This is a genomic window from Streptomyces sp. NPDC056296 (genome assembly GCF_042268605.1).
GTDB lineage: Bacteria > Actinomycetota > Actinomycetes > Streptomycetales > Streptomycetaceae > Streptomyces.
Genome location: NZ_JBHJRX010000002.1, coordinates 188,559 through 212,166 on the forward strand (window position 1 = coordinate 188,559; position 23,608 = coordinate 212,166).

The window sequence follows — 23,608 nt, forward strand, 5'->3', positions numbered from 1 at the left end:
TTCACTCGGTCGGCAGCCACCGGCCGTCGCGCATCAGCTCGCGGCCTTCGATCTCGTCGGCCTCGCGCCACGCCTGGATCCGCCGCGGATGGATGCGGAAGTACAGGTAGGGCGTGGCGAGTGAGCGCGGGTCGAAGCCGGTCTTGGCCGCGAACAACTCGGCGTCCTGTTCGGGCAGTTCGACGGGCTCCACGGTCTCGACGGTGCCCTCGACCATCACCACGTCACGGGTCGGCCCGATGCCGACGCGCGCCCGCCCGCTCGCCGCCAGGTTCCGGCCGGTGGGACTGGCGGCGGGGGTGGAGAACAGCAGGTACGAGCCGTTCCAGAGGAAGGACAGCGGGACGAGGTACGGCACGCCTGACGCGCCGTCGGCCGTGGCCACCCAGGCGTCCTCGTCGTGTTCCAGGCGGTGCAGGGTGTCGTGCTTGCGCTGTTCGGCGCTGCGGGCGGGTGACCGGGTCATCGGCGGACGGCCTCCTGATACGTCGTCATGATCGGTGGTACCGATGGTGCCACGGGGTGGGCGCAGTAACGGAGATCACGAACCGGCGCCGTGTAGATCATTTAGGGTCGGGGCAGCCTCGTATCGCTTCTCGGTTCAACTTTCGGATCGGGAAGCCCAGTTCGAGTGCGCGGGCGGCCCGGTGGCCGCCCGCTCGCAGGGCCGGGGGGACTCTGCGCTTCGTCTCCCGAAAGGAAGCACATGTCTCAGGACGTCCGGTTCGACCTCCCCTTCGACACTCCCGTCAGCCCGTACCTCGCCCATGCGCGTGACCGTCATCTGCGCTGGGTGCGCGAGCGGGGGCTGGTGCGCAGCCGGGCCGGATTCGAGGAGTATCAGTCGTGGGACCTCGCCGAGGCCGCGGCCCGCACCTATCCCCACGCGTCCGCGGACGACATGGTCGTCCTGATGAACTGGTTCTCCCTCGCCTTTCTCTTCGACGACCAGTTCGACGCCGGCCGGCCGGACCGCGCGGAGCGCATAGCCGAGGTGGCGCGCGAACTCATCGCCACCCCACTGCGTCCGGCGGGCACCCCGCCGCGGGTGGAATGCCCCATCACGCTGGCCTGGGCGGAGGTCTGGGCCCATCTCTCGGATGGCATGTCCCTGACTTGGAAGTCGCGGTTCGCCGCCTCCTGGGGTCGCTTCCTGGTGGCGCACTGCGAGGAGGTCGACCTGGCGGCCCACGGCCGGGCCGGGACGCTCGGACTCACCGACTACACCGTCTTCAGGCGCCGTACGGTCGGCATCCACCACAGCATCGACGCGGGCGAGCGCAGCCGGGGCTTCGAGGTGCCGGCCGCGGCGATGGCGCATCCGCTGATGGAGCGGATGCGGGACCTGGCCGCGGACACCATCGGGTTCATGAACGACATCCACTCCTTCGAGCGTGAACACCGCCGCGGGGACGGCCACAATCTCATCGCCGTCCTGCGCCGGGAGCGGGGCTGCTCGTGGCAGGAGGCCGCCGACGAGGCGTACCGGATGACGACCGGCTGCCTCGACGAGTACGTCGCCCTGGAGGCCCGCGTACCGGTGATGTGCGACCAACTGGGTCTGGACACGGACGAACGGGCCCGGGTGGCGATGGGCGTGGAGGCCATCCAGCACTGGATCAACGGCAATTACGAGTGGGCGCTGACCACCGGCCGGTACGCGGCGGCCAAGGAGGGCCCGGTGGCCACCGCCGAACTGGCCGGGCGGGGATCGGTGGACGACCTGCTGACCGTGTGAGGCGAGCGCGCCGCCCGGCCGGGCGCTCCGGCCGGGGGGTGGCGCCGCGGCACGCGGTCAGCGCCGACGGACTCTGCACGGCGAAGCGGACCCTATACGGCGAACTCGACCGGCAGGGTGTCCAGCCGCGACTCCCAGGTGGAAGCCGTGGAGGTGAGTTCGGCCGGGGGAACGGCCAGGCGGAGCCCCGGCAGGCGGTGCAGCAGCACGTCGACGGCCGTCTCGATGATGGCCTGGCCGATGTTCTGCCCAGGACACTCGTGCGGGCCCGCACTGAAGGCGAGGTGCGAGGCGTTGCCCTGGACCGAGACGGCGGTGTCGGGGCGGATCTCGGGGTCGTGGTTGCCGGCCGCGAGGCCCAGCACGAGCAGGTCGCCCTCCTTGACCGGGCAGCCGCCGAGTTCCAGGTCGGCGGTGGCGAACCGGCCCGGCAGCACGGCGAGCGGCGGGGAGTTCCACATCACCTCCTCCACGAGCGTGGACAGGTTCAGCTGGCCGCTCACCAGGCCGGACAGCCAGGAGGTGTCGGTGAGGAGGAGCTGGAGCGCCCGGGCCAGCAGGTTGCTGGTCGTGGTGTGGGCGGTGATCAGCACCAGGCGCAGATGGTTGACGATCTCGTCCTCGTCGAGACCGGAGTGGTGCTCGATGAGGCCGGAGGTGAAGTCGGACCCGGGCTCCTGGCGCTTGCGCGCGGCGAGTTCGCCGAGGATGCCCATGATGCGCTCGTTGTGCGTGAGGGCGTCCGCGCCGCCCTTGATCACCTGTTTGCTGGACTCGGCGAGGCTGCGGCCCTCCCGCTCGGCGAGTCCGAAGACGCGGGTGAGGACCAGCATGGGCAGGTACTCGGCGAAATCGGCCACCAGGTCGGCGCGGCCCGCGTCGGCGAAGGCGTCGATCTGCTTGTTGGCGAAGTGCGTGGCGTGCCGGCGGATGCCCCGGCCGGCCACGGCGTACAGGTTGTCGGTGACCGCCCCGCGCAGCCTGCGGTGCGGTTCGCCGTCCTGGGAGACGCAGTCGGGACGCCAGCCCACCATCTGCATCAGCGGGGACGTCGCCTCGACGCGGCCGTCCCGGAAGTCCCGCCAGATCCGCGAGTCGCGGCTGAACTGCAGGGGGTTGTCCAGCACCCGCCGGACCTCCCGGTACCCGAGCACCAGCCAGGCGGGGACGTCGCCCTCCAGCAGCACCGGTGCGACGCTGCCGTGTTCCTTGCGCAGCCGCGCATAGATGTCGTGCGGGTCGGTGGCCGCCTCGGGACCGTAGAGCCGGGTGACGTCCTCGCCGTGGGCGACGGGGCAGCCGCCGCCCGTGGAGCCGGACGGGGTCTGGTCGTCGTTCATCGGGGCTCCAGTGCGGCGGCCGAGCGGTCCTTCAGATGCCGTATCAGGGTGACGAGCACGTCGCGGCTGGCGGTGCGGTCGCGGGCGTCGAAGGTGACGACGGGCGTGTGCGGCGGGATGTCGAGGGCGTCCCGGATCTCGTCGACCGGGTAGTCGCGGGAGTCGGGGAAGACGTTGAGCGCGATGACGAAGGGGACCTGCTGCCGCTCCATCTCCTCGATCGCCCGGAAACTGGAGGCCAGCCGCCGGGTGTCCACCAGGACGACCGCGCCGAGCGCACCCTTGAACAGCCCGTTCCACAGGAACCAGAAGCGCTCCTGGCCCGGGGTGCCGAACAGGTACAGCATCAGCGTGTCGTTGAGGCTGATCTTGCCGAAGTCCAGGCTGACGGTGGTCTGCGTCTTGTCGGCGACGCCGATGAGGTGGTCGACGTGGGCGGTGGCCTGGGTGAGGGTCTCCTCGGTGGTCAGCGGCTTGATGTCGCTGACGGAGCGGACCATGGTGGTCTTGCCGGTGCCGAAGCCGCCGGCGATCATCACCTTCACCGAGCGGGTGTCCCCCGCCGTCGGCGACCCCGGTCGGTCAAAGCCTTTCAAGTCCACTGAGTACCTCCTCAAGGAGCGCGAGGTCGGGCCCGCGGCCGGCGTCGTGTGCCGGGATGGGATCACGGGCTTCGACGCGGCCTGCCTGGAGCAGGTCGGACAGCAGCACCGCGAGAATGTTGAAGGGCAGGTCGAGGTGGGCGCCGAGTTCGGCCACCGACAGCGGTTCGCGGCAGCGCCGGAGGATCTCCTCGTGCTCGTGCTGCATGCCCGGTAAGGGGACGGCGCGGGAGACGACGAGGGTCGCCACGTCGAGGGTCGACGCCGAACCGCCCGGTCCGCTGCGCCCTCCGGTGAGGACGTAGTAGCGCTCGAGCCCGGACGGATCGGTCGGTCGGCGGGCAGCACTCATCCAGAGTGCTCCTCCTGGCGCGGAGTGGTGCCGAGGAGTTCACCCATCCGGCGGGCCAGGTCGCGCATCTGATGGCCGAGCAGCCCCTGGTCGAGGCCTTCACGGGCGAGGACTCCGAGATACGTCTCCAGGCCCGCGCGGACGACGAAGAGGTGCCCGCCGTCCACCTCGATCATCGCCAGCCGCAACTGCCCCGCGTGCTGCGGGAACTGCTCGGCGACCGGTTGGGCCAGGGCCTGCAGTCCGGCCACCACGGCGGCGAAACGGTCCACGTCGTCGGGGTCTTCGGCCCCGTAGGAGGTGATGGCCTTGCCGTCGCTGGAGGCCACGAGGGCGAAGCGGATCTCCTGGATGCTCTCCACAAGGTCGCGGAGCGCCCAGCTCACGTCGGTTCCCTGGTGCGTCATGGGGACTAGTCGCTCTCTTCAGTGCGTTGCCCGGTGGACGCGCCACCGGTGGTCGGGTCACGGAGGTCGGCGGTCTCCGGTGGCGGGGAGACGCCGGTCACCGCGCCGGGGTCGCGTCCGGCGGTGGCGAACGCGGCCAGGCCGGCGAAGGAGGCGTCCGGCGGTACGGAGGGGACGGCGGGGAGAGCGCCCCGTTCGGCCGGCTCCGCCCGGTCGGCGTACGCGGCCGGGGCGGCGGCCGGGGCGGCGGCCGGGGCGGCGGCCGGGGCCTGACCTGCGGCCGGCTCCCCTCGCCTGCTCCGGCGCCGGGGCAGGCCGCCCGGCGTGGTCCCCCCGGAGCCGGTGCCGCCGTCGGTGCGGGCCGGGACGGTGGCCGGTGCCGGGCCCGGTTCCGCGATGGCGGACGGCGCCGTGGCGGTGGCCGTCGTGGCGGTGGCCGTGGCGGCCGCCGGCAGCGGACCAAAGTACTTGTGCGGTACAACGATTACGACAGAGGTACCCAGCCACGGCGAGTCGGCGAAGGTGACGCGGATGCCGTAGCGGCGCGCCAGGGCACCGACGACGCGGAGGCCGATGTTGGCGTCCTCCGAGATACCGCCGAGGCCCGGACCGGGCGAGGTGCCCGCGAGGGCCTGTTCGGCCTCGCGCTTCTTCTCCTCGCTCAGGCCCTTGCCGGAGTCCTGGATCTCGATGCCGACACCGTTGGGGACCTCCTTGCCCGAGACGACCACCGGCTCGGTGGGCGGCGAGTAGCGCGCCGCGTTGTCCAGCAGGTGGGCGAAGACCAGCGTGAGGTGGTCCACCAGGCCGCCGTCGACGCCGAGCTCCGGCAGATGACGCAGCTGGACGCGGTGGAAGTCCTTGATCCGGCCGATGCCGCCACGCATCACGCTGAGCAGCCGCTGCGGCTCCTGCCACTGCCGGCCCGGGCGGTCGGACCCGCCGAGCACACCGATACTGGCGGCGAGGCAGTCGGCGGGGCCGATGGCCTGGTCGAGTTCCATCAGGCCCCGGGCGACGGCCGGCAGCCGTCCGTGCTCGCCCTGCAACTCGTGCAGGCGGCCACGGAGTTTGCTGGTCAGGACGTGGATGCGGTTGCCCACGCCGATGACCGCCTGTTCGGCGGAGGTCGAGCGGTCGAACTCCGCCTCGACGCCGATCAGCGCGGTCCTGAGGACCTTGCGCAGTCCGGCCTGGAGGTCGGCGCCGACCTTGGCGCACTGCTCGACGGTCGGCAGGATGTCGTCGATGGCGTCACCGGCGCGCAGGGCGCGCATCGCGTCGGGCAGCTGCTCGTCGGCGAGCCGGGAGACCGCGGCCAGCTGGTGGCTCAGCCGCTCCTGCCAGGCCTCGTCCTGCTCGGCGAGGCGGGTCTCGTAGGTCGTGGCCTGCTCGGCCAGCCGGTCCTCGTAGGCCCGGTCGTGCTCCGTCAGCCGCATCTCGTAGGTCTGTGCCTGCTCGGTGAGCTGTGCGTCCAGGCCGGCGCGCTCGGCGGAGAACTTGCGCTCCAGGCCGGCCACGTGCTGCTGCCACTTCTGGGAGTGCTCGGCCTGCGCGGTGCGATGGGCGTCCTCGGCCCGGCGCAGTTGTGCCCGGGTGCGCAGGAGGAGGCGTACGCACACGGTGCCGGCCGCCGTCGCCACCACACCGGCGACGGCAGCGGTTATTCGCTCCGAGCTCATGAACGTGGCGGCTACCGTGCCGCCTCCCAGACCCAGTGGCATCAGCCACCAGCTGTGCCAGGCGACAGGGGCCCGCGCCGCCGGTGGCGGAGTGGCGAGTTCCATCTGCATCCTTCGAACCAGAACGATCGAACATGGGGGGTGTGCAAGGGAGGTGTGCAAGGGGACCGCACTCATGAGTACGCACCGTGAGTCGACCCGTCGCGATCGCGTCAACTCGCAGCGCCGTCACGGAGCTTATCGGTTGGGAAGCCTAAAAGATCAATTCCACGGCCCTGCGGAAGTGAGGATTCCGTCACGCTCCGCCAGCGGATGAACGCATGGTTTCCCCGACGTGGCGGAGCGAGGCAAGCTGGGTGACCATGAGCGACGTGAACACCATGCGAGCCATCAGCCAGGACGTCCTCGGCGGTCCCGAGGTCCTGAAGGAAGTACGGCCCGAGCGCCCCGAGCCGCGCCCGAACGAGGTGCTGGTACGGGTGCGTGCCGCCGGAGTGAACCCGACCGACTGGAAGCACCGGGCGACCGGCGGCTTCCTCGGCGAACCGCCCTTCGTACTGGGCTGGGACGTCTCGGGCGTCGTGGCGGCGGTGGGGATCGGCGTCGCCGCCTTCCGGCCCGGCGACGAGGTCTTCGGCATGCTGTCCTACCCGTTCGGCCACGGCTCCCACGCGGAGTACGTCACCGCGCCCGCGCGCGCCCTCACCCACAAGCCGGCCGGAATCGACCACGTCCAGGCGGGCGCGCTCCCCCTGGTCTCGCTGACGGCGTGGCAGGCGCTGGTGGAGCGGGCGGACGTCCAGCCGGGACAGCGGGTGCTGATCCACGCGGCGGCCGGCGGTGTCGGCCATGTGGCGGTGCAGATCGCCAAGGCCCGGGGCGCCCACGTGATCGGCACGGCCAGCGCGGGCAAGCACGAGTTCCTGCGCTCCCTCGGGGCGGACGAGACGGTGGACTACCGGGAGACCGACTTCGCCGAGGCCGTGAAGGACGTCGACGTCGTCCTGGACACCATCGGCGGCGACACGTCCCTGCGGTCGCTGCGCGTGCTGCGCCCGGGCGGGGTGGTGGTCTCGATCCTGCCGGTCGGGTCGGACGAGTTCTACGAGGAGGCGGAGCGGCTGGGCGTGCGTGCGGTGCGGATGCTCGTGGACGCCGACCGGGCCGACATGCGGGAGATCGCCGGCCTGGTCGAGTCGGGGAAGCTGCGGGCCACGATCGCGCGGACGTTCCCGCTGGCGGACGCGGCGGAGGCACACGCGCTCGGCGAGACCGGCCGCACCACAGGGAAGCTGGTCCTCGTGGTCGACTGACCGACCCGGTGTGAGATTTCGATGACATATGTCAATCGAACATGCTCAAACTCGCTCGTTCGGGGTAACTTTTCGAGCGGAGCAGGCAGTAGAACGTAGGTAGTCGAGCCCCCGGAACAGGCTGGAGGCAAGGTCGTCGTGCGGCAGCAATCCCCGTCGCCCACCCGGCATCTGCACGTGCGCCGCGACCGTGGGCACACGGTGCTGGAGTTCCGGGGCGAGATCGACATCGCGTCGGCCGCGGACATCACCCCGCGTCTGGACCGGGAGACGGAGCGCCCCGACGCCCTGGTCGTGCTCGACCTGAGCGGGATCGAGTTCTTCGACTGCTCAGGACTGCGGCTGCTGTACCGGGCCCGTCGCCGGGTGCTCGACCGGGGCGGGCAGGTGCACCTGGTGTGCACCCACCCGCTGACCCTGCGCATGCTGCGGATCACCGGCCTGGCGCGACTGATGCCGCCCCGGCCGACCCTGGAGGAAGTGCTCGGCGTCAGCCGGCCGGCGGGGCGTCGAACAGGGCGCTGACCGACTCGCCGTTGTGGATGCGGCGCACGGCCTCGGCGAGCGCGGGGGCGATGGAGAGGATCCGCAGCTTCTCCGTGTGGTCGTCGGCCGGCACGGGCACGGTGTTGGTGCACACGATCTCCAGCACGTCCGGCTGCTCGCTGAGCCGCCCCAGCGCACCGGCGGCGAACAGCCCGTGCGTACACGCGACCCGGATGGTGCGCGGCCCCGCCTCCCGCAGCCGGTCGAGGAGTTCCAGCACGGTGCTGCCCTTGGCGATCTCGTCGTCGAGCACGATGACGTCCCGCCCGGCGACGTCCCCGATCACGGCGCTGATGCTGACCCGGTCGTCGGCGTACCGCTGCTTGGCGCCGGCCGCGACCTGGGCGCCGAGCATCCGGGCGAACGCCGCGGCCTCCTTGGCGTTGCCCAGGTCCGGCGAGACGACCGTGGTGCGGGACAGGTCGTACTGACGGAAGTGCGCGGCCAGTTCGCGCAGCGCGTGCAGGTGGTCGACCGGGACCGAGAAGAACCCGTGCACCTGCGGCGAGTGCAGGGTCATGGCGAGGACCCGGCTCGCGCCCGCCGCCACCAGCAGGTCCGCCGCCAGACGCCCGCCCAGCGAGATGCGGGGCGCGTCCTTCTTGTCGGAGCGGGCGTAGGAGTAGTGCGGCATGACGACGGTGATGCGGCCGGCCGACGCCCCGCGGGCCGCGTCGCACATCAGCAGCAGTTCGACGAGATGCTCCTGGACCGGCTTGACCAGCGGCTGGACCAGGAAGACGTCACGCTCCCGGCAGTTGGCCTGGAGCTGCACCTCCAGACAGTCGTTGGCGAACCGGCTGACCCGGGTGGGGCTGAGGGGGACGCCCAGATGTGCGCAGACCTCCTCGGCCAGCTCGGGATGGGCACTACCGCTGAACACGGCGATGTCTCGCACGGACCGCTCCTAGCATGATCCTGACCGGCCGGGGGACCTCAGCTTACGGATATCCGGTTGCGGCAGGCCCGGGGGGTGGCGCCATGATGACGCCGTCCGTGTTCGCCCCTCGTCAGGTCAGGATCCCCCGCATGCGCCGACTCCTCGACATCACCCAGTGCCCCTTCCGGCCCACGGTCATCGAGGACTCGACCCCACATGCACATCCCGGACACCCCGAACACGCCGAGCACCCTGAACATCGGCATTCTGGCCCACGTCGACGCCGGTAAGACCAGCCTCACCGAACGGCTCCTGTTCGACCACGGCGCCATCGACCGGCTGGGGAGCGTCGACGCCGGCGACACCCGTACGGACGACGGCGGCATCGAGCGGCGCCGCGGCATCACCATCCGTTCCGCGGTCGCCGCGTTCACCGTCGGTGACACCCAGGTCAACCTGATCGACACCCCGGGGCACTCCGACTTCGTCGCCGAGGTCGAGCGTGCCCTGGAGGTGCTGGACGGCGCGGTGCTGCTGCTGTCCGCCGTGGAGGGCGTACAGGCGCGGACCCGCGTGCTGATGCGTACCCTGCGGCGGCTGCGGCTGCCCACGCTCGTCTTCGTCAACAAGATCGACCGGGCCGGCGCGCGCACCGACGACCTGCTCACCGACGTCCGGCGCCTGCTGACCCCGCACGTCGCGCCGCTGACCCGGGTGGCGGACGCCGGCACCGCGGGCGCCCGGGTCACGCGCCGCTCGCCGGACGAGCGGACCGCCGAGGCACTCGCCGAGGTCGACCCGGACATCCTGGCGGCGCTGGTGGACGGCCCCGAGCCGACCGCCGGGGACCTCGCCGCCGCACTCGCCGCCCGCACCGCCGACGGCTCGTTCCACCCGCTGTACCACGGCTCCGCGCTCGGCGGCCAGGGCGTCGCGGAGCTGGTCGAGGGCCTGGTCGGGCTGGTCCCGGCCGCCGCACCCGCCACGGCCGGCCCCGCGGATCCGAGCGGCACGGTCTTCGCCGTGCGCCCGGGACCCGGCGGCGAGCGGACGGCGTATCTGCGCCTGTACGACGGTGAGGTGCGCCCACGCCGGCGGCTGACGTTCCTGCGGCGCGAGTCCGACGGGCGGACCACCGAGGTCTCCGGCCGGGTGACGCGAATGGACGTGGTCGGTGGGGCCGGCACACTCACCGCCGGGAACATCGCCGCGCTCACCGTTCCCGGCGGCCTGCGTGTCGGCGACCGGCTCGGCGGGCTGACCGACCGCGCCCCGCAGTTCGCGCCGCCGACCCTGCAGACCGTGGTCCGGGCCCGGCGCACCGAGCAGGCGGCGCCGCTGCGCTCCGCCCTGCTGGCGCTGGCCGACCAGGACCCGCTGCTGCACGCCCGCCCGGCTGAATCCGGAGCCACCGCCCTGCTCCTGTACGGCGAGGTCCAGATGGAGGTGCTCGCGGCGACGCTGGCCGAGGACTACGGCATCGAGGCGGAGTTCGCGCCTGGCCGGGTCCGGTTCCTGGAGCGCCCGGCGGGCACCGGCGAGGCCGTGGAAGAGATGCCGTGGCTCGACCGCACCCGGTACTGGGCGACGATCGGACTGCGCATCGAGCCGGCGCCGCGCGGCTCGGGCGGGGTGTTCGGCTACGAGACGGAGCTCGGCGCGCTCCCCCGCGCCTTCCACCAGGCCCTGGAGGAGACGGTCCACGCCACGCTGCAAACCGGCCTGACCGGCGCCGCCGTCACGGACTACCGGGTCACGCTGATCCGCTCCGGTTTCAGCTCGCCGGTCAGCACCGCGGCGGACTTCCGCGGCTTGACGCCGATCGTGCTGCGCCGGGCCCTGCGGCAGGCGGGGACGCGGCTGTACGAGCCGTACCACGCCTTCGAGGCGGAGGTTCCGCCGGACGCGCTGGCGCCGGTGACGGCACAGCTCGCCTCGCTGGGCGCGGATTTCACCGGTACGACGGGCGGCGACCCCGCCTGGCTGATCACCGGCGAACTGCCGGCCCGGCGGGTGCGGGAGGCCGAGCTGCGGCTGCCGGGTCTCACGCGCGGGGAGGCGGTGTGGTCGTCCAGGCCGTCGGAGGACCGTCCGCTCAAGCCGCCCCACTGAGGCCGCGCTGGATCACCGCGCGGAACCCACCGCCCTGTGCCGCCGTACGCGCCCCTCCGTTCCTCCGCGCCTCCGTGCCTCCGCCCCCGTCACCGTTCGCCAACTACTCGGTCTGGCAAAGGAGATGGGGGGCATCCGGACAGTAGGAAGGAGGGCCGTCGCCATGACGACTCCCATCAGGAAGCTCCCCCGGCGCATGCCCGGCTGGGCGAAGGTGCTGAGCGCGGTCGTGCTGGTGCTCGTCGTGCTGTTCGCGGGGCTCCGGCTGAGCGTCGTACCGGGGCTGAAGGATCTCTTCGGCACCGAGACCCACGACCGCTCGGGCCCCGCGCTGCTGAAGTCCGTCCAGGACATCAGCCGTTACGAGGCCGCGTCCGGCAACTTCCAGGTCGTCGTGGACCTGGAGAAGGACGCCAAGCTCCTGCCCGACGCGATCCGCGGCACCCGCACCCTGTACGTCGGGGCGGGCACCGTCGACGCCTTCGTCGACCTCGGCAAGGTGGGCGAGGACGACGTGAAGGTCGACGGCGACCGCACGTCGGCCACTCTCCGGCTGCCGCACGCGGCGCTCGGCGAGCCGGCCCTCGACCCCGAGCGCTCCTACGCCGTGTCCAAGCAGCGCGGGCTGCTCGACCGCCTCGGCGACCTGTTCTCGGACAACCCGAACGGCGAGCAGGCCGTACAGAAGCTGGCGGCCAGGCACATCGGCGACGCGGCGAAGGACAGCGAGCTCAAGGAGCGTGCCGAGAGCAACACCACGGCGATGCTCCGGGGCCTGCTGCACTCCCTCGGCTTCGGGGAGGTGCGGGTGACCTACGGGCCCTGAGGGACGGAAACCGCTCCCGCATCCCCGCCGCATCCGCGGGTAACCGCTCCAGCACACGGGGAAGTTGACGACTGGAGGACCGAATGGCTCGTGCCGCCTCAGGGCCGCGTTCCCTACTGCGCCCCCGTGCCGCCAAGGCCGAGGACGCCGACCGGCGCGAACGGCGCCCGCTCGCCCTTCCGTTGCGCCTGCTGGCGATGGCGTGCGCGTTCGTCTTCATGGTGGCGTTCGCGGTGGTGCTGGCGCGGCTGACGCTGCACCCCTCCCCCGCCTCGGAGGCGCTGACCCACACCAACATGCGTCCCGGCAGCTCGCTGCGGGCCTATCTGGACCAGCCGGCGCTCCGGGACGCCGTGAAGCAGATCGGCGGCAACCTGCTGCTGGGTGTGCCGTTCGGCGTACTGGTGCCGCTCGTCGCCCCCCGCACGCGGGGGCTGCTGAGGGTGCTGCTGCTGACGGCCGTGGTGATGCTCCTGGTGGAGTTCGCGCAGGGTGCCCTGGTCACCGGGCGGGCCTTCGACATCGACGATGTCATCCTCAACTCCACGGGTGCGCTGGCCGGTTACCTGCTCCTGGGCCGGCGGATGAGCCGCGCGGTGCACGCGCGCCGGCCCCGCGACTGAAAGTGGGGAAGGTGGTCCGTACCAAGGTATTGACCACCTCTTAGCTCACCCCTTAAATCAAGAGGCATCACCTTACCCCCCACCTCGGTCGGCGCCCCGTCCCCGGGACGCCGTACGGAAGGGAGAGCCGTGGTCCGTCCACGCCTGCTCCGCAGATGCCTCCTCGCCGCCGCCCTGTCCGCCGGGCTGGCCGCCTCCCTGGTGACCGGCCCCGCCCAGGCGGAACCCGGAGCAGTCAAGGCCGCCGACGCCTCGGCCGCCGCCGTGACGTTCTCCGACACCTTCGACGGACCCGCCGGTGCGGCCGTCGACTCCTCGAAGTGGCAGATCGAGACCGGCGACAACGTCAACAACCACGAACGGCAGTACTACACCTCCGGCAACAGGAACGCGGCTCTGGACGGCCAGGGCAACCTGGTCATCACGGCCCGCAAGGAGAACCCGGCCAACTACCAGTGCTGGTACGGCACCTGCCAGTACACCTCCGCCCGGCTCAACACCTCCGGGAAGTTCACCGCGCAGTACGGGCACGTCGAGGCGCGGATGAAGGTGCCGCGCGGGCAGGGCATGTGGCCAGCGTTCTGGATGCTCGGCACTCCGGTCAACTGGCCGGACTCCGGCGAGATCGACATCATGGAGAACGTCGGCTTCGAGCCCTCCACCGTGCACGGCACCATCCACGGCCCCGGCTACTCCGGCGCGGGCGGCATCGGCGCCGGCTACACCCTGCCGGGCGGCCAGGCCTTCGCGGACGGCTTCCACACCTTCGCCGTCGACTGGGCGCCCGACTCGATCACCTGGTCGGTGGACGGCAACGTCTACCAGCGGCGCACCCCGGCCGACCTGGGCGGGAAGCAGTGGGTGTTCAACAGGCCGTACTTCCTGATCCTCAACCTGGCGGTCGGCGGCTACTGGCCCGGCGACCCGGACGGCTCCACCGTCTTCCCGCAGTCGCTGGTGGTGGACCACGTCTCGGTGACGACGAGCGACTCGTCGACCGGCGGCGCGATCCGGGGCCTGGCCGGCAAGTGCGTGGACGTCGCCGCGGCGAACTCCGCCAACGGCACCCCCGTACAGCTCTACGACTGCAACGGCTCCGCGGCCCAGCGGTGGACGGTCGGCTCCGACGGCACGATCCGGGCGCTCGGCAAGTGCCTGGACGTCAACGCCGGCGGCACGGCGGACGGCACGGTCGTCCAGCTGTGGGACTGCAACGGCAGCGCCGCCCAGCAGTGGGTCGTCACCGCGGCGCGCGACATCGTCAATCCGCAGGCCGACAAGTGCCTCGACGCCGCCGGCAGCAGCTCTGCCAACGGCACCCGCCTGCAGATCTGGACCTGCACGGGTGGCGCCAACCAGAAGTGGACGGTCGGCTGAGGCACCCGAGGGGCTACGGCCTGTCCGGCGGATCATGCCGCAGACGCGGGGGCCGGCACGCCCTCCCCCACTGCCTTAAGGGCGTGGGAGGTGCCCCCAGCGGCGTTGTCGTCGGTTGTCAACTCCCCCACGCTCGACTGCGCTCGCGCGGGGGGACCCCCATCGCGTTGCCGCCCTCCTCCGCCTTGCAGCTGCACGCACCAGCCCCCGCTCACCTGCGCTGATGAGGCGCCGTCGCTTTCCTGCGACCTGATCCGCCGGACAGGCCCTAACGCGGCGTCCAGGTGAACTTGTCCCCGCCCACCCAGCGGACCACGTCCGGGTCGTCCAGGTCGTGGACCGTGATGCCGAAGGCCGCGGCGGCCACCAGTACGTCGGTGACCGCCTTGGCCTCACCGACCACCTGGCCGTCGATCTCCACGATCCGGAACGGCGGCGTGCCCGGCTGCACCTGGAGCACGAGGATCCGCGGACTGCCGATGTGCGGGCTCTCGATTTCGGTCATGCCTAGAGGGTAGGCCGCAACCCGGGGTAGCGGCCGGGCGGACGAGTCCGCGGCAGGTCCACGCGGCGGCGCGGTCCCTCAGGGGCGCCGCCAGTCGTCGCCCGTCAGATGGGATCCGGCCATCGGGCCCATCCGGAGCATGCCGCCGTCGACGCTCCAGGACGCACCGGTGACGTACGAGGCGTCCGGCCCGGCGAGGAAGGCGATCACGGCGGCGACCTCGCGGGCGTCGCCGGGCCGGCCTGGGGGTACCTCCCAGGCCCTTAAGGCACTGGGGGAGGAACGCCGGGGCGGCGCTCGGTGTGCGGGTCGGTGTCCTCCTGGCCGGTCATGGGCGTGGCGATCTCGCCGGGCGCCACCGCGTTGACGGTGATGCCGTGCTCGGCGAGCTCGATCGCCATGACCTGGGTGAGCAGGCCGAGGCCGCCCTTGGCCGCGCAGTACGGGGCGGCGCCCACCCGCGGCTGGTGCTCGTGGACGGAGGTGACGTTGACGATCCGGCCGCCGTCGCCCTGCCGGATCATGCGCCGGGCCGCCTTCTGCCCGCACAGGAACGGTCCGGCCAGGTCGACGTCCAGGACGTGCCGCAGGTCGTCCAGGCCCAGGTCGAGGAAGGGTGTGGCGGTGCCCGTACCGGCGTTGTTGACCAGGACGTCGATCCGGCCGAGCCGCTCGCACAGTTCGTCGACCGTGTCCGCGGCCTCGGGCAGCCGGGTCAGGTCCACGCGGGCGGTCTCGGCCCGGCGTCCCAGGGCACGGACCTCCTCGGCCGTCCGTTCGGCGCCCTCCTCGTCGGCGTGCCAGGTGATGCCGATGTCCATCCCCGCCTCGGCCAGGCGTACGGCGGTGGCGCGGCCGATGCCGGAGTCGGAGCCGGTGATGACGGCCACCTCGGCGTCGGACGGGCTGCGACTGGGCATGACGGCCTCCTCTTCGGCGCGCCTCGGCTCATCGGCGCTCCTCAGCTCTGCGGCTGCTCGGCCCCGCGGCACGGAGCGGTGCGCGGGGCGTCGCAGTACCCGGGTGCGGTGAGCACAAACCGGCCGGCCCGTGGTGCGGGTACGGGGGCGCTGGGGAACCCTGGACGTGCCGGAGCAGGCCGCAGGAGGAGGTGGCGATGGAGCCCGTCGAGGCGCTGGAGCGGATCGCGTACCTGCTGGAACGGTCCCAGGCGCCGACGTACCGTGTCCGCGCCTTCCGCACCGCGGCCCGGGTGCTCGGTGAGCTGCCCGCCGGCGAGCTGCGCGAGCGGGCCGGGTCGCTGGAGTCGCTGAAGGGCGTCGGACCCAAGACGGCTCAGGTCGCGCGCGAGGCACTGTCCGGGCAGGTGCCCGGTTACCTGGAGAAGCTGGAGGGCGAGGCACAGGCCCCGCTCGCCCGGGGCGGTGAACGGCTGCGGGAGCGGTTGCGCGGTGACTGCCATCTGCACTCCGACTGGTCCGACGGCGGCAGCCCGATCGAGGAGATGGGCCGGGCCGCCGCGGCGCTCGGGCACGAGTGGGCGGCGCTGACCGACCACTCGCCGCGGCTGACGGTGGCGCGCGGCCTGTCCCCCGAGCGGCTGCGCGAGCAGCTGGACGTGGTGGCCGGGCTCAACGAGACCTGGGCGCCGTTCCGGCTGCTGACCGGCATCGAGTGCGACATCCTCGACGACGGTTCGCTGGACCAGGAGCCGGAGCTGCTGGAGCGGCTCGACGTCGTCGTGGTGTCCGTGCACTCCAAGCTGCGGATGGACTCCCGCGCGATGACCCGCCGCATGGTCACCGCCGTACGTGATCCGCACGCGGACGTCCTGGGCCACTGCACCGGGCGGCTGCTGACCGGGCGGGGGCGGCCGGAGTCGGAGTTCGACGCGGACGAGGTGTTCGCCGCCTGCGCGGAGTCCGGCACGGCCGTGGAGATCAACAGCAGGCCGGAGCGGCTCGATCCGCCGCGCCGGCTGCTGCGCCGGGCGGTGGAGGCGGGAGTGCTGTTCTCCGTCGACACCGACGCGCACGCGCCCGGCCAGCTGGACTGGCAGATCCACGGGTGCGCGCGGGCGGAGGAGTGCGGGGTGCCGACGGAGCGCGTCGTCACCACGTGGTCCTTGGACGAGCTGCTGGCCTGGACGCGGGAGGGCCGTACGCCGTCCGGAGTGGTGGGCCGCTGACGTGGTACCCGCCGGGCCACACACGGACCAGTGACAGTGACGGACCAGGAAGGGAACAGTGCATGGAACGGGCGGCCGTGTTCGACGTCGACGGAACCCTCGTCGACACCAATCACCTGCATGTGGCGACCTGGTGGGAGGCGTTCCGGCAGGCGGGACACCGGGTGCCGACGCACGCCATCCACCGTGCGGTGGGCCTCGCCTCCACCGACCTCATCGGGCATCTGCTGGGCGAGGACCGGGACACGGACCACGATGCCCAGCTGAGCGCCGCCCACAAGGCGCTGTACGGGCAGTACTTCGACCGCCTGCCGGCGTTGCCGGACGCGGGAAAGCTGCTGCGCCGCCTGGCCGATGAGGGCTGGAAGGTGGTCCTCGCCACCTCGGCGGGCGGCCCGGAGCTGGGCGCACTGCGGCGGGCGATCGACGCGGACGACGCGATCGCCGCCACCGCGAGCGCCGACGACGTCGACGCGGGCAAGCCGTCGCCCGAGCCGGTGGAGCACGCCCTGGAACTGGCCGGGGTGCCGGCCGACCGGGCGGTCTTCGTCGGCGACACCGTCTGGGACATGCGCGCGGGCAGCCGGGCCGGGGTGCGCTGCGTGGCGGTGCTGTGCGGCGGTCTGCCCCGGGCCGACCTGGAGGAGGCGGGCGCGGACGCGATCTACGCCGACCCTGCCGACCTGCTGGCCTCCCTGAAGCGGAGCCCGTTCGGATGAGCCGCCGTGTCGTGGCTCACTTCGGGATGTGCCGGCCGGTCACGCGGATACCCGGCACCGCATGACCGCTGTGACGAGTGCCGCCCGGGAGTTGGTCCGGGGCCGGCGGCCCTTGACCGCGGTGTGGCGGGGGACGTGTGCCGTCGGACGGTCCGTCCGGGCCGCCTGGCGGGCGCCTGGACGGGAACGCGACCTGGTCGTGCAGTCGCTGAAGGCCGCGGGCGCGGCGCTGATCGCCTGGGCCGTGGCGGGTGTCTGGCTGGGCGATCCGATGGCGCTGATGGCGCCCTGGGTCGCGCTGGTCCTCGTACAGGCCACCGTCTACAGCTCGGTGCGGCAGGCCGGGCAGCAGTTCGCGGCGATCTGCGCCGGAGCGCTGGTGGCGTCAGGGGCACAGGCGATCACCAATGACATCACCGGGGCGCTGGCGCTGTCCCTGCCGGTGCTGATGCTGATCGCGAACTGGTCCCGCTTCGGACAGCAGGGCATCTACACGGCCACCACCGCGGTGTTCGTCCTGGCCTCCGGCACGGCGGTCTCGGCCGCCGCGGTCGGGCACCGGGTGGGGCAGGCGGCGCTCGGCGCGGTCATCGGCGTCGCCGTCAACGCCTTCGTGCTGCCGCCGATCCATCTGAGGGACGTGCGGGAGAACCTCGCGGCGCTGGCCCGGGAGGCGGGCGACGTCCTGCAGTCCGTCGCCGACGACCTGCGGGAGACCGAGTGGGACGCGCAGATCACGGCCGGCTGGTCGAGCGACGCGGCGCGGCTGCAGCGTCGGCTGGAGGCCCTGGAGTCGGCCCGGTCCTGGAGCCGGGAGAGTCTGCGCCTCACCTCGGGCCCGCTGCGCAAGCTGCACCGCGCGCCCACCGGCGTCCCGCCCGAGGACGAGGACCAACGGTGGAGTCACGTCACCGGAAACATCACGGCGCTGACTCGGACGCTGGCGGTGGCGGCCGACGACCAGCGGACTCCCGCCCCGCCCGAGGGTCCGGTGCTGGACCTGTACGCGCGGCTGCTGAAGCTGATCGGCGACTCCTGCCATGCCGAGGCCGCCCGTCTGCTCGGCGAGGCCGCGGAGCCCCGCCCCGAGGCGGCGGCGGAGGCGACCATGGAGGAACTGCACCGGCGACTGCAGAACGGACTGCGGGAACACGCCGGACAGGGGGCCGCCCGGACGGCGGTCCTCGGCACGCTGCTGCTGCAGGCCGAGAACCTGTGGGCCGAGATCGTCCCCGAGCAGCAAACGCAGTGACACACATCACCCCAAAACGCGACAGACGGTGGAACACCGGCAGTCCCGTCCCCGTTGAAAGGGGCGTGGGTACGGACGGGACAGTGTCCCCGGGCCTCACCTATTGCCCACAGGGACGATCGTTCGGCTGAAGCCCTGTGGAGCCTTTCGCCGAGAGGCGACCGCCGTCCGTATCCACCACCTGCCGCCCCGGTCGTGATTCCCCCGTCGCGATCGGGGCTTCTTCCTGCGTGCCTCGCCGGCAAGGCGGGTACCCGGTGACCTCCCTACGGGCAGGCGGCCGAGAGGAGCGCAAGGTGAGCAGCGCAACGGGCAGCAGGATCGTGGTCACGGGTGCCACCGGCAACGTGGGCACCAGTGTGGTGCGGCTTCTGTCGGAGGATCCGGAGGTCGCGTCCGTGCTGGGGCTGGCCCGGCGGATTCCCGACTGGTCGCCCCCGAAGACGGAGTGGGCCGCGGTCGACCTGGCCTCGGAGCGGGCCGACCTGACCGGCCACTTCGCCGGCGCCGACGCCGTGGTGCATCTGGCCTGGGCGTTCCAGCCGACGCACGACCCGGCGACGACCTGGCGCACGAACGTGCTCGGCTCCATCCGGGTCTTCGAGGCGGTGGCCGCGGCCGGGGTGCCGGCTCTGGTGCACGCCTCGTCGGTCGGCGCCTACTCGCCGGGGCCGAAGGACCACGCGGTGGACGAGTCCTGGCCGACGCACGGCTGGCCGGACGCCGCGTACTGCCGGGAGAAGGCCTATCTGGAGCGCGCCCTGGACACCTTCGAGCGCGACCACCCGGGTATCCGGACGGTACGGATGCGGCCGGCCTTCCTCTTCAAGCGGGAGTCGGCGAGCGAGCAGCGCCGGATCTTCGGCGGCAAGTTCCTGCCGGGGCCGCTGGCGCGTCCGGAGCTCCTCCCCTTCCTGCCGGACATTCCCGGCCTGCGGGTGCAGGCGCTGCACACGGACGACGCGGCCAACGCGTACCGGCTGGCGGTGCGTTCCGAGGACGCCAGGGGCCCCTTCAACCTCGCGGCCGAGCCCACGGTCGACGCCGAGCTGCTCGGCGAGATGTTCGGTGCGCGTCCGGTGCGGCTGCCCCGCACCGCGGCCCGCTCGGCGATCGCCGCCGCGTGGGGGCTGCACCTGCTGCCCGCCTCTCCGCACCTCTTCGACGCGGTGCTGCGCCTGCCGCTCATGGACTGCACGCGGGCGCGGGCGGAGCTGGGCTGGCGTCCGGAGCACACGGCCACGGAGGTGCTGGAGGAGTTCCTCCTGGGCTTCCAGCAGGGCGCGGGAGCGGCTACGGAGCCGATGCGGGGGCGGAAGGTCGGCTGAGCGCGAGAGGGCGACGGGGCGGGCCTGTGCCCGCCCCGTCGCCCATGCGTGTCGCCGCGTGCGGTCCGTACGGCCCGTGCGTGTCGCCGCGTGCGGTCCCTACGGCCCGGTCAGCCCGAGGACTCCTCGGGCGCCGGGTGCTCGGGGTGTACGGCGCCCGAGTGCGGTTCGCCCTGCCGGCCGGTCCCCGCCTCGTCCGTGTCGGGAACGTCGGTGGCGGGCCCCGCCGCCGGATCCGCCGTGTCGTCGCCGGTGTCGCCCGTACGGGCGTCCTCGTCGTCCTCCGGGCGCTGGCCCTGCTCCATCTGCTCACGCGTGGGCGCGGCGGCCTCCCACGGGTCGTCGCCGGTGCCGGCCTGCTGGTCGGGCATGTCCCGCGGGACGGGGGCGGCACCGTTCTCGCCCGGTCCTTCGAGGCGGTGGTCGGTCACGGCGCACTCCTTCTCACTACGGTCCTCCTGGTCGTCCGAGCGGCACCGGGTACCTCCGCGACGACCAGCGAAACCTCAGTGCGGCGCCCGTTCCTCGAGCGCCGTGCGCCAGGCGGGGGCCGGGTACTCGGGCACCGGTTCGGGGCGCCGGCCGCCGCGCGAGAAGAAGTCGGCCAGCGGCAGGATCGCTGCGCCGACGGTGACCGCGTCGGGGCCGAGCCGCCCCAGGTCGACCGTCACCTTCTCGGCGGGATGGCGCAGCGCGTACGACACCGCGTGGCGGCGTACGGCGGGCAGGAAGCGGGTGCCGAGTTGGAGCCCGGCCCAGCCGCCGATGAGGATGCGCTCGGGTTGGAAGAGGTTGATCAGGTCGGACAGGCCGGCCCCCAGGTACTCGGCGGTCTCCTCCAGGACGGCGAGCGCGACCGGGTCGGCCGCCTCGTCGTCGGCCGGGTAGGCGGCGGCGAGCATCGCGGTCAGGGCGGCCTCCTCGTCGGTGCCCTCGGGCACCCGGCCGCCCTCCTCCCGCCAGCGGGCCAGCAGGGACTCGGCGCCCGCGTACGCCTCCAGGCAGCCGAGCGCGCCGCAGCGGCAGCGGCGGCCTCTGACCCGGACCGTCAGGTGCCCCCATTCGACCGCCCGGCCGTGCTCGGCCTCGGGGGTGACGAGGCTGGCGCCGACGCCGGAGCCGAAGAGGACCACGACCGCGTTGCGGGCGCCGCGTCCGGCGCCGAACCACATCTCGGCCTGGCCGAGGGTCTTGGCACCGTTGTCGATGAGATAGGGGACGGTGTCGGGCAGCGGGGAACCGGCGCGGAGCAGGGCCTCCAGCGGGACCGCGTCCCAGCCGATGGTCTGGCCGTGCACGACGGCTCCCCGGTCCGGGGTCTGCTCGACGATGCCGGGGACGCCGATCCCGGCGCCGAGCAGCCGCTCGGGTGCGAGGTCGGCCGTGGCCAGCACCTCGGCGATGCCGTCGCGGATGTGGCCGACGATCACCTCGACGTCGTACCGCTGCTGGGTCAGGGGGCGCTCGGCGCGGGCCAGTTCGGTGAGTGTCAGGTCGAACAGCTCGACGCGCACCCGGGTCTCGCCGACGTCCACGCCGATCATGTGGCCGCTGCCCGGGGCCACGCGCAGCAGGGTGCGGGGCCTGCCGCCGTCGGAGTCGACGCTGCCGGCCTCCTCCACCAGACCGTCGGCGACCAGGTCGGCGACGACGTTGCTGACGGAGCCGGAGCTGAGCCCGGTCGCCGGGCCCAGTTCGAAGCGGCTGAGCGGTCCGTCGAAGTAGAGCCGTTGCAGCACGGCCGTACGGTTGGCCCTCCTGAGGTCGCGCACCGTGCGCCCGTTCCGCCCCGTCATGTGGTTCCTCCCGTACTGTGCCCGGTCTGCAACATACCTTCGCCGGACTGCGGCACGCGACTTCCCCCCTCCCCTTAATTCATGCTATGAACTCACGCTCGCCAGGCCGTCGATACGCGATCGGGGTTCCTCCATGAGAGCACTCACCGAGCAGGACATCCGCAACTCCTTCATCAACTGCTCGAAGGGCGAGGCCAAGCGCCTGGCCGTCCCTCGCGATCTCGGCGAGCACCCCTGGGACGATCTCGACTTCCTGGGCTGGCGGGACCCCGGGGCTCCCGACCGCAGCTATCTGGTCACCGACCACGGCGAGCGCCTCACCGGCGTCGCCCTGCGGTTCCAGCAGGCTCGGCGCGGCTTCTTCCAGCGCAGCATGTGCGCGCTGTGCCTGACCACCCACCCCCGGGGCGGGGTGTCGCTGATGACCGCGCGCAAGGCGGGCCCGGCCGGCCGCGAGGGCAATTCGGTCGGCCTGTACATGTGCACCGACCTCGCCTGTTCCCTGTATCTGAGGGGCAGGAAGGCGCCGGAGACCGGTGCCCGCTTCGAGGAGAGTCTCACCCTGGAGCAGCAGGTCGCCCGGACCGTGGGCAACCTGTCGGCTTTCCTCGCCAAGGTGGCCGCCTGACGTTCACGGATGCCCGCCGACGTACGGCGCGTGAGAACCGCCCCCACCCCCTTTATCCGGTTACCGTCCTGTCCGGATACGTTCGAGGCGCCTGGGGAAGGGAACAGCCCGAGGATGCGGGATGTACGTAAGAGTGCGGCGGCGGCTCTGCGACGGGTGAAGTGGCTCAGGGACCCCATGGTCGTACAGGCGCTGCGATCGGCCGCCGCGGCCTCGATCGCCTATGTCATCGCGGTGCGGCTGACCCCCGACAAGTCGGCGGCACCGCTCACCGCGCCCCTGACCGCGCTGCTGGTCGTCCAGGTCACCCTGTACGCCACGCTCAAGATGAGCTTCCGCCGCGTGAACGCCGTGGTGGCCGGCGTCCTGGTCGCCATCGCCTTCAGCCAGCTGGTCGGGCTGAGCTGGTGGAGCCTGGCCCTGTTGATCGTGGCGGCGCTGGGTGTGGGGCACCTGGTGCGGGCGCATGAGTTCGTGGCCGAGGTGGCGATCAGCGCGATGCTGGTGCTCGGCGTGACCTCGCACGGCAGCCTGGCGTGGGCGCGGGTGGTGGAGACACTGATCGGGGCGATCGTCGGGCTGTCCTTCAACCTGCTCCTCGCCCCTCCGGTGTGGGTGGAGCAGGCCGGCGAGTCCATCGAGGGGCTGGCCCGGCGGGTGCGGCAGCTGATGCTGCGCATGGGTGAGGAGGCCGCCGACAGCACGCCGTTCCACGAGGCGGCGGCCCGGCTGCACGAGGCCCGCCGGCTCGACCACGACATCGGCGAGGTGGACGAGGACCTGCGCCAGGCCGAGGACAGCCTGCGGTTCAATCCCCGGGTACGCGAGGGGCTGCTCCACCGGGTGGTGCTGCGCACCGGTCTGGACACCCTGGAGATCTGCACGGTGGTGATGCGGGTCCTCGCGCGCACCTTCACCGACCTCGCGAAGGAACGTGAACCGGAGCCCCTGTTCCCGCCGGAGACGGGTGCCACCATCCAGCAGCTGCTGTCCGAGATCGCCGACGCCGTGGTCAGCTTCGCGGTGCTGGTGACCACCAGCGCGAGCGAGGACGCCGAGTCCGCGGAGGAGCGCCTGGCCGCCGAGCTGCGGCAGGCCGCGGTCACCCGGGACAAGCTGGCCCACCTGCTCCTGACGGAGGTGCAGCGCAGTCCACTGCATTGGCAGTTGCAGGGCGCGGTACTGACCGAGGTCAACCGGATCATCGACGAGATGGACACCGAGCACCGCTCGCGCCGGCTCCTGGAGGAGCTGGACCACCACACGCGCGAGCTGCGCGAACGCATGCCGCGGCTGACCCGGCTGCGGGACCGGATGCGGGCCCGGCTCCGGAAGTGGAACCGTGGCGCCGCCGCGCGTCGTTCTCCTTGAGGAAGCCGTTCTCCTCGGGGTAGTCGTTGTCCTCGGGGTAGTCGTTGTCCTCGGGGTAGTCG

The 23,608-nt window shown here is 72.5% G+C and carries 23 protein-coding genes and 1 pseudogene; 13 read left to right on the forward strand and 11 right to left on the reverse strand.

The annotated features are described in order from the left end of the window. Window position 1 precedes the first annotated feature (1 nt). Complete coding sequence (locus ACFCZF_RS02510; RefSeq protein WP_375907914.1) at window positions 2-466, reverse strand: pyridoxamine 5'-phosphate oxidase family protein; 465 nt, start codon at window positions 464-466, stop codon at window positions 2-4. Window positions 467-706: 240 nt separating this feature from the next. On the opposite strand from ACFCZF_RS02510, the gene ACFCZF_RS02515 reads away from it, so the two are divergent. Further along, a complete protein-coding gene (locus ACFCZF_RS02515) occupies window positions 707-1,738 on the forward strand; it encodes a 7-epi-alpha-eudesmol synthase (RefSeq protein WP_376670054.1) in 1,032 nt (343 codons plus the stop codon). A gap of 92 nt (window positions 1,739-1,830) precedes the next feature. Here the strand turns inward: ACFCZF_RS02515 and ACFCZF_RS02520 are convergent, their stop codons facing one another. The 5 genes from ACFCZF_RS02520 to ACFCZF_RS02540 are packed head-to-tail and all read right to left on the reverse strand — an operon-like array spanning window position 1,831 to window position 6,226. Further along, window positions 1,831-3,078 carry a cytochrome P450 gene (locus ACFCZF_RS02520; protein ID WP_376670055.1) on the reverse strand — a complete coding sequence of 416 codons (1,248 nt, stop codon included), beginning with the start codon at window positions 3,076-3,078 and terminating at the stop codon, window positions 1,831-1,833. Beyond that, on the reverse strand, window positions 3,075-3,680 hold the full coding sequence (locus tag ACFCZF_RS02525; RefSeq protein ID WP_376670056.1) for an ATP/GTP-binding protein: 606 nt from the start codon (window positions 3,678-3,680) through the stop codon (window positions 3,075-3,077). The genes ACFCZF_RS02520 and ACFCZF_RS02525 overlap by 4 nt, the downstream gene beginning before the upstream one ends. Next, the gene (locus tag ACFCZF_RS02530; RefSeq protein WP_376670057.1) at window positions 3,661-4,032 is read right to left on the reverse strand and encodes a DUF742 domain-containing protein; all 372 of its coding nucleotides are present in this window, start codon (window positions 4,030-4,032) and stop codon (window positions 3,661-3,663) included. The genes ACFCZF_RS02525 and ACFCZF_RS02530 overlap by 20 nt, the downstream gene beginning before the upstream one ends. Then, window positions 4,029-4,439: a roadblock/LC7 domain-containing protein gene (locus tag ACFCZF_RS02535; RefSeq protein ID WP_019327713.1), complete on the reverse strand. Its 411-nt coding sequence runs from the start codon at window positions 4,437-4,439 to the stop codon at window positions 4,029-4,031. Before ACFCZF_RS02535 ends, ACFCZF_RS02530 begins: the two co-directional genes overlap by 4 nt. A 5-nt stretch (window positions 4,440-4,444) precedes the next feature. Beyond that, window positions 4,445-6,226 (reverse strand): ATP-binding protein, encoded by a 1,782-nt coding sequence (locus tag ACFCZF_RS02540; RefSeq protein WP_376670058.1) that lies wholly within the window; start codon window positions 6,224-6,226, stop codon window positions 4,445-4,447. Between the two features lie 257 nt (window positions 6,227-6,483). On the opposite strand from ACFCZF_RS02540, the gene ACFCZF_RS02545 reads away from it, so the two are divergent. Both ACFCZF_RS02545 and ACFCZF_RS02550 read left to right on the forward strand, forming a co-directional pair. Next, entirely contained in the window at window positions 6,484-7,434 is a 951-nt protein-coding gene (locus tag ACFCZF_RS02545; protein WP_376670059.1) for an NADP-dependent oxidoreductase, read from the forward strand. A gap of 138 nt (window positions 7,435-7,572) precedes the next feature. After that, window positions 7,573-7,959, forward strand: a complete 387-nt coding sequence (locus ACFCZF_RS02550; protein ID WP_375907897.1) for an anti-sigma factor antagonist — start codon at window positions 7,573-7,575, stop codon at window positions 7,957-7,959. Here the strand turns inward: ACFCZF_RS02550 and ACFCZF_RS02555 are convergent. After that, window positions 7,925-8,878 (reverse strand): ribose-phosphate diphosphokinase, encoded by a 954-nt coding sequence (locus tag ACFCZF_RS02555; RefSeq protein ID WP_375907894.1) that lies wholly within the window; start codon window positions 8,876-8,878, stop codon window positions 7,925-7,927. The genes ACFCZF_RS02550 and ACFCZF_RS02555 overlap by 35 nt on opposite strands. A gap of 198 nt (window positions 8,879-9,076) precedes the next feature. Between ACFCZF_RS02555 and otr(A) the strand changes: the two genes are divergently transcribed. The 4 genes from otr(A) to ACFCZF_RS02575 all read left to right on the forward strand — a co-directional run bounded on the left by otr(A) (window position 9,077) and on the right by ACFCZF_RS02575 (window position 13,798). Beyond that, window positions 9,077-10,972: a tetracycline resistance ribosomal protection protein Otr(A) gene (otr(A), locus tag ACFCZF_RS02560; RefSeq protein WP_376670060.1), complete on the forward strand. Its 1,896-nt coding sequence runs from the start codon at window positions 9,077-9,079 to the stop codon at window positions 10,970-10,972. A 163-nt stretch (window positions 10,973-11,135) separates the two neighbouring features. Next, on the forward strand, window positions 11,136-11,798 hold the full coding sequence (locus tag ACFCZF_RS02565) for a DUF4230 domain-containing protein (protein WP_376670061.1): 663 nt from the start codon (window positions 11,136-11,138) through the stop codon (window positions 11,796-11,798). Between the two features lie 83 nt (window positions 11,799-11,881). Further along, window positions 11,882-12,421, forward strand: coding sequence for a VanZ family protein (locus ACFCZF_RS02570; protein ID WP_376670062.1), 540 nt, complete (start codon window positions 11,882-11,884; stop codon window positions 12,419-12,421). 129 nt (window positions 12,422-12,550) lie between these two features. Beyond that, entirely contained in the window at window positions 12,551-13,798 is a 1,248-nt protein-coding gene (locus tag ACFCZF_RS02575; protein WP_376670063.1) for a ricin-type beta-trefoil lectin domain protein, read from the forward strand. A 268-nt stretch (window positions 13,799-14,066) separates the two neighbouring features. On the opposite strand, the gene ACFCZF_RS02580 is transcribed toward ACFCZF_RS02575, so the two are convergent. Both ACFCZF_RS02580 and ACFCZF_RS02585 read right to left on the reverse strand, forming a co-directional pair. After that, entirely contained in the window at window positions 14,067-14,303 is a 237-nt protein-coding gene (locus tag ACFCZF_RS02580; RefSeq protein WP_375907880.1) for a hypothetical protein, read from the reverse strand. A gap of 78 nt (window positions 14,304-14,381) precedes the next feature. Then, a pseudogene (locus ACFCZF_RS02585) lies at window positions 14,382-15,223 on the reverse strand (SDR family oxidoreductase). Between the two features lie 197 nt (window positions 15,224-15,420). Here ACFCZF_RS02585 and ACFCZF_RS02590 point away from each other — a divergent pair. From ACFCZF_RS02590 to ACFCZF_RS02605, 4 genes are all read left to right on the forward strand, one after another. Then, on the forward strand, window positions 15,421-16,452 hold the full coding sequence (locus ACFCZF_RS02590) for a PHP domain-containing protein (protein WP_376670064.1): 1,032 nt from the start codon (window positions 15,421-15,423) through the stop codon (window positions 16,450-16,452). 62 nt (window positions 16,453-16,514) lie between these two features. After that, the gene (locus ACFCZF_RS02595; protein ID WP_376670065.1) at window positions 16,515-17,171 is read left to right on the forward strand and encodes an HAD family hydrolase; all 657 of its coding nucleotides are present in this window, start codon (window positions 16,515-16,517) and stop codon (window positions 17,169-17,171) included. A gap of 61 nt (window positions 17,172-17,232) precedes the next feature. Further along, a complete protein-coding gene (locus ACFCZF_RS02600) occupies window positions 17,233-18,423 on the forward strand; it encodes an aromatic acid exporter family protein (RefSeq protein ID WP_376670066.1) in 1,191 nt (396 codons plus the stop codon). A gap of 296 nt (window positions 18,424-18,719) precedes the next feature. After that, on the forward strand, window positions 18,720-19,751 hold the full coding sequence (locus tag ACFCZF_RS02605) for an SDR family oxidoreductase (RefSeq protein ID WP_376670067.1): 1,032 nt from the start codon (window positions 18,720-18,722) through the stop codon (window positions 19,749-19,751). Between the two features lie 110 nt (window positions 19,752-19,861). On the opposite strand, the gene ACFCZF_RS02610 is transcribed toward ACFCZF_RS02605, so the two are convergent. Further along, window positions 19,862-20,182 (reverse strand): hypothetical protein, encoded by a 321-nt coding sequence (locus ACFCZF_RS02610; protein WP_376670068.1) that lies wholly within the window; start codon window positions 20,180-20,182, stop codon window positions 19,862-19,864. 75 nt (window positions 20,183-20,257) lie between these two features. Further along, complete coding sequence (locus ACFCZF_RS02615) at window positions 20,258-21,547, reverse strand: ROK family protein (protein ID WP_376670069.1); 1,290 nt, start codon at window positions 21,545-21,547, stop codon at window positions 20,258-20,260. A 133-nt stretch (window positions 21,548-21,680) separates the two neighbouring features. Here ACFCZF_RS02615 and ACFCZF_RS02620 point away from each other — a divergent pair, with 133 nt between their 5' ends. Together ACFCZF_RS02620 and ACFCZF_RS02625 are read left to right on the forward strand one after the other, a co-directional pair. Continuing rightward, the gene (locus ACFCZF_RS02620; protein WP_376670070.1) at window positions 21,681-22,175 is read left to right on the forward strand and encodes an FBP domain-containing protein; all 495 of its coding nucleotides are present in this window, start codon (window positions 21,681-21,683) and stop codon (window positions 22,173-22,175) included. A gap of 114 nt (window positions 22,176-22,289) precedes the next feature. Continuing rightward, window positions 22,290-23,546: an FUSC family protein gene (locus ACFCZF_RS02625; RefSeq protein ID WP_376670071.1), complete on the forward strand. Its 1,257-nt coding sequence runs from the start codon at window positions 22,290-22,292 to the stop codon at window positions 23,544-23,546. Window positions 23,547-23,608: the final 62 nt, after the last annotated feature.

Excerpts from the sequence above, each read along its gene's own strand:
- ACFCZF_RS02570 (WP_376670062.1), top strand. The coding sequence starts at position 11,882 with ATGGCTCGTGCCGCCTCAGGGCCGCGTTCCCTACTGCGCCCCCGTGCC.
- ACFCZF_RS02565 (WP_376670061.1), top strand. The coding sequence starts at position 11,136 with ATGACGACTCCCATCAGGAAGCTCCCCCGGCGCATGCCCGGCTGGGCG.
- ACFCZF_RS02595 (WP_376670065.1), top strand. The coding sequence starts at position 16,515 with ATGGAACGGGCGGCCGTGTTCGACGTCGACGGAACCCTCGTCGACACC.
- ACFCZF_RS02510 (WP_375907914.1), bottom strand. The coding sequence starts at position 466 with ATGACCCGGTCACCCGCCCGCAGCGCCGAACAGCGCAAGCACGACACC.
- ACFCZF_RS02515 (WP_376670054.1), top strand. The coding sequence starts at position 707 with ATGTCTCAGGACGTCCGGTTCGACCTCCCCTTCGACACTCCCGTCAGC.
- ACFCZF_RS02590 (WP_376670064.1), top strand. The coding sequence starts at position 15,421 with ATGGAGCCCGTCGAGGCGCTGGAGCGGATCGCGTACCTGCTGGAACGG.
- ACFCZF_RS02545 (WP_376670059.1), top strand. The coding sequence starts at position 6,484 with ATGAGCGACGTGAACACCATGCGAGCCATCAGCCAGGACGTCCTCGGC.
- ACFCZF_RS02580 (WP_375907880.1), bottom strand. The coding sequence starts at position 14,303 with ATGACCGAAATCGAGAGCCCGCACATCGGCAGTCCGCGGATCCTCGTG.
- ACFCZF_RS02535 (WP_019327713.1), bottom strand. The coding sequence starts at position 4,439 with ATGACGCACCAGGGAACCGACGTGAGCTGGGCGCTCCGCGACCTTGTG.
- ACFCZF_RS02520 (WP_376670055.1), bottom strand. The coding sequence starts at position 3,078 with ATGAACGACGACCAGACCCCGTCCGGCTCCACGGGCGGCGGCTGCCCC.
- ACFCZF_RS02620 (WP_376670070.1), top strand. The coding sequence starts at position 21,681 with ATGAGAGCACTCACCGAGCAGGACATCCGCAACTCCTTCATCAACTGC.
- ACFCZF_RS02615 (WP_376670069.1), bottom strand. The coding sequence starts at position 21,547 with ATGACGGGGCGGAACGGGCGCACGGTGCGCGACCTCAGGAGGGCCAAC.
- ACFCZF_RS02540 (WP_376670058.1), bottom strand. The coding sequence starts at position 6,226 with ATGGAACTCGCCACTCCGCCACCGGCGGCGCGGGCCCCTGTCGCCTGG.
- ACFCZF_RS02625 (WP_376670071.1), top strand. The coding sequence starts at position 22,290 with ATGCGGGATGTACGTAAGAGTGCGGCGGCGGCTCTGCGACGGGTGAAG.
- ACFCZF_RS02600 (WP_376670066.1), top strand. The coding sequence starts at position 17,233 with ATGACCGCTGTGACGAGTGCCGCCCGGGAGTTGGTCCGGGGCCGGCGG.
- ACFCZF_RS02530 (WP_376670057.1), bottom strand. The coding sequence starts at position 4,032 with ATGAGTGCTGCCCGCCGACCGACCGATCCGTCCGGGCTCGAGCGCTAC.